4 protein-coding genes are annotated in these 6,603 nt (G+C 36.0%); 1 reads left to right on the plus strand and 3 read right to left on the minus strand.

Annotation, left to right across the window (positions count from 1 at the left end):
• Positions 1–43: 43 nt before the first annotated feature.
• Positions 44–1,213, plus strand: coding sequence for a M28 family peptidase (locus BW946_RS03375; protein WP_076594818.1), 1,170 nt, complete (start codon positions 44–46; stop codon positions 1,211–1,213).
• A 72-nt stretch (positions 1,214–1,285) separates the two neighbouring features.
• Here BW946_RS03375 and BW946_RS03380 read toward each other — a convergent pair whose 3' ends face one another.
• The 3 genes from BW946_RS03380 to BW946_RS03390 form a co-directional block, all read right to left on the minus strand.
• Entirely contained in the window at positions 1,286–2,650 is a 1,365-nt protein-coding gene (locus BW946_RS03380) for a S41 family peptidase (protein ID WP_076594819.1), read from the minus strand.
• A gap of 465 nt (positions 2,651–3,115) precedes the next feature.
• Positions 3,116–3,415 (minus strand): NTF2 fold immunity protein, encoded by a 300-nt coding sequence (locus BW946_RS03385; protein ID WP_076594820.1) that lies wholly within the window; start codon positions 3,413–3,415, stop codon positions 3,116–3,118.
• Between the two features lie 2 nt (positions 3,416–3,417).
• A partial coding sequence (locus tag BW946_RS03390; RefSeq protein WP_139325959.1) for a DUF4329 domain-containing protein occupies positions 3,418–6,603 on the minus strand: 3,186 nt, incomplete at its 5' end.

A 6,603-nucleotide genomic window follows, 5' to 3' on the forward strand; every position in this document is an offset into this window, starting at 1 on the left:
GATTTATTTACTACATTCGTGTTACCAAAATAATATTATTTATATGAAAAAATTCACAACACTTTTATGCTCCGCATTGATGATGCAGAGCATTGCAGCTCAAACTTTTATTCAGGCTTACAAAGACAGAGCAGATATGGTAACCCAGACCAATATCATCAACAATCTTCAGGAATTCAGTAATTTAGGTGTAAAGACTACAGGCTCAGTAGCGAATACCAATACACTGAACTGGATCAAAAACAAGTATCTTTCTTACGGCTATACTGCCAGCCAGATAGAAGAAAGCCCTTTTACTTTTGGAAGTACCAGCTCCAAAAATTTAATTATTACCAAAACCGGAACACTGTATCCTAACAAGTATGTCATTATCTGCGGGCATTTTGATACCATTTATGGCCCGGGAGTAAATGATAACGGCAGTGGAACGTCTATTATCCTTGAAGCTGCAAGGATTCTGAGAAATGTTCCTACTGAATATTCTATAAAATTCATTCATTTTTCCGGTGAGGAACAAGGATTAAAAGGAAGCAGCCATTATGTAAACAATGTGGTATATCAGGGAGGTGTCCGCAAACTGGATATTAAACTGGTCTTCAATCTGGATCAGGTAGGCGGTGTAAAAGGAAAAAATAACACTACGGTATATTGTGATGAAGATCAGGGAGGTGTTTCCAGTAATAATGCCGCTTCTGCAGCAGTTACCCAACAGCTGAGAAATTGTACAGCACTCTACTCTCCTCTTCTGACTGCCGTAGATCCTGCTGCGGATACAGATTACATTCCTTTCGAACAGAAAGGTGAAGTGATCACTGGCTTTTTTGAAAGAATCAGAAGCACCTATCCTCACAGCTCTAAAGATACTTTCACTAATATGGATCCTGTTTATGTATACAAGATCGGAAAGGCAACTGTGGGAGCATTACAGCATTTTGCAGCAGCTTCTGCTACCATGAGCAAACCTGCCTCTAAAAATTTACTGGAAGCTGTAAAAATCTATCCTAACCCTGCTAATAATATCCTGAATATTGAATTACCTGATTCTAAGGAAACCAACTTCAGTTTTGAAATCAGCAATTCTATGGGAAGATCACTTTTGAAAGTAAATAATGAAAGGCAGATTAATGTTTCCGGTCTTCAGAACGGAGTCTATATTGGAGTTTTGAAAGTGGGCGAAGAGACACTTGTAAAGAATATTATGATCGAAAGATAAATAGCATTTCACACAGATAAAAAAACAGAGCAGAATTTCTTTTTTCTGCTCTGTTTTTATAAAGTAGATATTTTAAAGCTCTTCAACAATCTGTTCACTTGTTTTATCCTTTACACTAATAATTTTTGCCGGAATCAGTTTATTTGGCTGTAAATTCCCTGCTGGTCTTATCCATTCTTTCACCCCAAAAAGGAAATCCAGTTTTGTATTGGGAGTCTGAAATTTTATCAGTTCACCAAAATGATTGGGATGTCCTTTTTCAGGAATTTCACCTGCTACTTCTGCCAATTTATTATCCAAAACCATCACACTGAAAATCATAGCACTGGAAAATGTATTTTTCCCAACAATAACATAAGTCTTCCCATTGAATCGTAACGGGTTATGATCTGCTGTTACAGAGCGGGAAGAGATCGGATAATAATCACCGTCTTTTATTTTGTTATATTCTGCAGATTCTTTATTGTTTGCCTTTAAATAATCAGCATACTCTTTACTTTTTTTAAATTTACCCTGATATGTATGGTACGTTTTATCTGAAAAATAATTGATAAGTAAGCTTCCTACTGCAGAATTTCCTCCGGAGTTGTTACGAACATCAATGACTAGCTTTTGGGCATTGTCTTTTTTGATCTGGCTGAAAATACTGTCAAATTTTGTTTTCCATTCTTCCAGAGTGAATGTATTTCTATCGTCAAAAGTATTTACTGTTACATAAGCATAATCCTTTATCTTTTTATAATCAATAGGTTTAAAATCTTCTTTTTTCTTAGGCTGAGACTTTGAAGCATTGGCTTTCAGCTGTTCCAGAGAAATACTTTTAACCACTGTTTGCAGTCCGCTTTTAAACTTCAGATTGTAGTCATCTGTGATAAAGTAACAGTATTTATTAATCACTATCCAAAACTTGTCAACAGCTATTGGGATTCGTTCTTCTATAGTTCCCGGAATAGTCTGGGCGCAGTTTTCCAAGACCTGATCAATTGGTATATTATTCAACGAGAGCACTTCGTCACCAATAGTAAGTTTGCGGTCTGAATAGTTTTCCGTAAGAAGCATTTTGCCATTTTCATATTTGAATTTCAACGGTAAAACTTTCATGTTTTTTCTAATGCTGTCAGTAACGCAAAAATCTGACATTGAACTATGTTCGTCGTTTAAAGTGACAATCAAAGGCTTTGCAAGGTAATAAAAATCCTTCTGTGTCATCCCATCTTTCAGAGAATTACGAATATCTGTATATTTTTTTTCAAACTCTGATTTTGAAATTTCTGTATAGGGATTAACGTGCGCATGGGTTATTTTTGTCCTAATAAAGTCTATATCCTCTTCCAGCTGCTGCTTGGTAAATTTCTGAGAATAAAGTACATTACAGTTTTTCTGAGCAAAAGCAGATTGAAAGAGCAATGCTGCTATTAAGGTTAATTTCAATTTCATCACATTGTTGGTTTCTGGTAAAATTAGTGTTTTAACGTCTTATTTTGTTACAGGGTAAGGAATTTTATATACTTCTTCATACAACCTCATTGGTTGTGATAAGCTATAACGCAGAAAGAATTATTATGAGAGAAAACCAACAAGGAAAGGCATTCACTCTTGGTTTATTCTTACGATAAAGAAGTAATGAAGCGTATCAAAGATATCGACAAACTCCCCCAACCTTTCGTGTGGTTAAAAAAACCTTTATACCCATTCTAAAGTAATACTATCCTCTCCAAAGAAAGTTTACTTAATTATTAATATAAAGCCACAAAAAAATGGTCGATGCCGATTCAGAATTGGGGCATTGTTCTCAACCAATTTATGCTTATTTTTGAAGAAAGGCTCAGATTATAAAATCCAAGCCCTAACTTTTTAACTTACACACTTCGTGGGATAGTGTCTTGTTTATTAAAATAACTCTTATTTTCCGTGAGTATATTTAATTACTTTCTTAGTTTTAATATTTACTTCTGCATAAGCAACACCTCCTAATCTATTCTTTGGCAGGGTTCCCTGAACAATCCAAAGACTATCATTTTTCTTTTCTGCAACAAATGGTTTTTGTTCCTTTACTGATTTACCATAAATCTCTATCCATTTTTTTTCCGCAAGTGAAATTGCAACATTTGAGTCTGAACTCTGATTTTCCTTTTGGTTTAACTTTCCATTTTTACAACAGGATAGTAAAATCGTGGATATTATAAAAAAGTAATGTCTCATAATTAATTAATTTTTGGAGGTCCTGATCTATCTATTAATGGTGTCTGTTCTCTTCTTTTATCTTCTATTGATTTTAACCCTCCATCTAATATAGATTTCGATCTGTCAGTTGAAGGATCTGCATCTGGAAATATTTTAATAGGTTTAGGTTTATAATCGCCAGTCGAAGGATTTGGATTTTCTACTGGTGGGTTTTTATTTTGTCTAGTAGGATCATTAGGATCACTTGGTAGTTTATTAGTAACCGTTCTTTCGGTATTTGAGCTAACATCGTAATATTTGAGTGAACCATTTGGAGTAGAAACAAAAATATCTAAATCATAATATTCGGCATAACCTTTATCTCCTGTTGATCCAGAAAAATTATTGTTGTCATAATTAACTTCATAACCTCCGTGAGAATGGATAATTCCAGCAGCTCTAGTACCATTAGGTAATTTATGATTTGGCGTAGCCCCAGCATTGCCTCCTTTTACGGGTTTGTTATATGCATAATAAGTTTTACCGTCAGATTTTTTTACAGAATAAATAATTGCGGCATATTCTCTATATTGTTTAATTGATTTTCCATTATATTGTTGCCCAAAATTTATAGCAGCATTCTCTCTAGTATTAAATAAAACGTAAGGTTCTAATCCTTCAAGTTCTCTTGCATCAATTACTCTGTTGCCGCTGAAAACATAAGGACCCCAAGTTGGATACGTTTCAGCCAAAGGATCTATGTTGAAAAATCTTCCCACATCGGGCATATATTGACGCCACTTAAAACTATAAAAACCAGTCTCCTGCAATTCTTGTTCTTGGTACTTATACTGATAAGCATTCTGCGTTGTGGCTGTATAATTATGCAATAATCCGAAAGGATAATAATTATTTACTTCTACAATTTCTCCTGGTTTCCAAATGCTGATACAGCTGGGTGGATTAAAAGGATCCCATGGAATATCTTCACATTGACTCTGGAAATATTGCCTTGGCTGTATCACTCCATCTTTATTGGTATCGGTATAACTTAATCTTACATTTCCTAAATGATCTGTGTAATTATAAATATACTGATTCAGCAATGCATCATAATATCCTTCTGAGTTAGGAATTATCCTTAACTTTATTTCAGCTGGTGCATCAGGATCATCAATAACACCTATTCCACTATCTGATGATTCTGATTGTTTCGTAGATTTATATTGAAATCCATCCAGATAATGGGTCTCCAGATCTCCAAAGAGCTTCTTTACTTTTACTCCATCTGCTCTGTAAGTGTATTGGGTCACTTTTGAGCTTTGGGTAATCTGTTTAGGTAAATTTAGGTAATTATATTGAATTGATGAAATACCTTTATCAGGATGGCTGATCATATTTCCATTTCCATCTACGGTATCATTATCATAACCTATAATATTGGGAGTTAAGGAATAAGGATATCCCGAGGAATTCTGCTGCTGATCTGTAACTTTAACCAATTTATTTCCTGTATAATCGTACTTCAGATTATCAATCATTAAAGTGGTGTTACTTCCTGGAAGCAACCCTTGAGTTCTAACCAGATTCAGGATATTTCCATTCATGTCATAAGCCAGAAGCTCATTGTATTCTTTTGCATAAGGGTTTGTATCTTTCTGATAAAAACCACCTGTAAGTCTGTTTAAACCATCATATGCGTAGCCATATCTTTTTAAGGGTTCATTATCTTCTGTAAGGGTTTTCCAGGATACTTCAGCTATATTTCCGTTGTATCTCGGCTTTACTTTTTGATTTGGATAATCTGCATTAGGAATTTCCAACCCTTCTACTTTATTATAATTGATCTTATATCCAAAAAGGTCACTTCCTAAGTTGGCAGGATCATTAATCTGCGTCATCCAGCCCCGGATATTATACTTGTAATCAATCTGCTGAAGCGGGGAAGAAGCCGTAACTCCTCCTACTTTCTTAGATTCCAGCTGAGAAAGTTCATTGTATTTATTCTGGGCAAGAATTTCTACCGGATTACTATCCACCTGATGCTTATGTGCCAGCAGCCTGTTCTGATGATCATACTCAAAGGTTTCTGTAATGATTCTTTCGGTATCAGAAGTAAGTCTTTTATGCTTTGTAATGGTCTGTTGTGATAATCCTGCAAAATCCAGTCTGGATTCTGTATGGGTATAGCCTCCCAAATGATTGATGGAATGAGTTCCAATCGCTCTTCCCTTCCTGTCATAATAGGTATAGTTCTTTGTCCAGTTATCATCCTCAATGTTCTTTACCAAACTCATCACAGGAAGTCCTTTGGTGCTTCTTCCGTCAGCCGTGGGCGTTTCAGTCAATGTAGATTCTCCCTGAATCGTTGAAGGAAAGGCAGGATTAAAGCTGTAGGCAGGATAAGAGTCGTAATAATTAACAGATAAAATACTTTCAGGGGTAAAATAGACAGTTGTGTAAAAAATAGTCATTCCATTTCTTACAAAACCTGTAGAATGGCGCGCATCATAAATAACCAAATCCTTGATCTGGCTCTGAATAGCATTTCTGGTCTCATTTGAACTAAATGTTCCGGTATAAGCGGCTCTTCCGAACTGATCGTATTTGGTCATCAGCCATTTACCTGTGGCTCTCATATTGGCATCCTGAGTGAGCATCAGCCTGTCGGCTTTATCATATACCATATACTCCCAGCCTTTGCCGGGAAGCTTCTTTTCTACTAATCGGTTTCTCCCGTCATAGCGGTACTGATAGCACAATGTATTGAGAAGATCATCCGTAATAGGCTTATGAACAGCCATAGGAGGTATGACAAAAGCCAGCTGATCATACTCATTATACACATAATAGGTATCGATATGTTCTGAAGAACTCTTTACTTTTCGAACTAATACAACCTGACCTTTACCATTTTTAAATTCTATGGTTTCATTGTCATCTTCATCTTTTACAGCGTTTTTATAAAGCTGGTTAGAGGCATACACTGTGGCAGGCGATAAGCTCAGTACACTTTTAGTAGCCCCATCTACCCAGCTTGTGGTGGTGGTAAACTGATAGACTTCATTCAATCCGTTGGCGTCATAGCTGAACTTCACAGGTTTTCCGTTCCACTCATTGCCCACCTGTTTCTGTTCCAGAATCCTGTCCAGAGGAGAGTTTTCCAGCACTTTTTCAGAATAGATCTTTTCATTCCCATAGGTGTTAGGATAAACACCCAACGGCCC

The sequence above is a fragment of the Chryseobacterium sp. RU33C genome (assembly GCF_900156015.1).
Taxonomy (GTDB): domain Bacteria; phylum Bacteroidota; class Bacteroidia; order Flavobacteriales; family Weeksellaceae; genus Chryseobacterium; species Chryseobacterium candidae.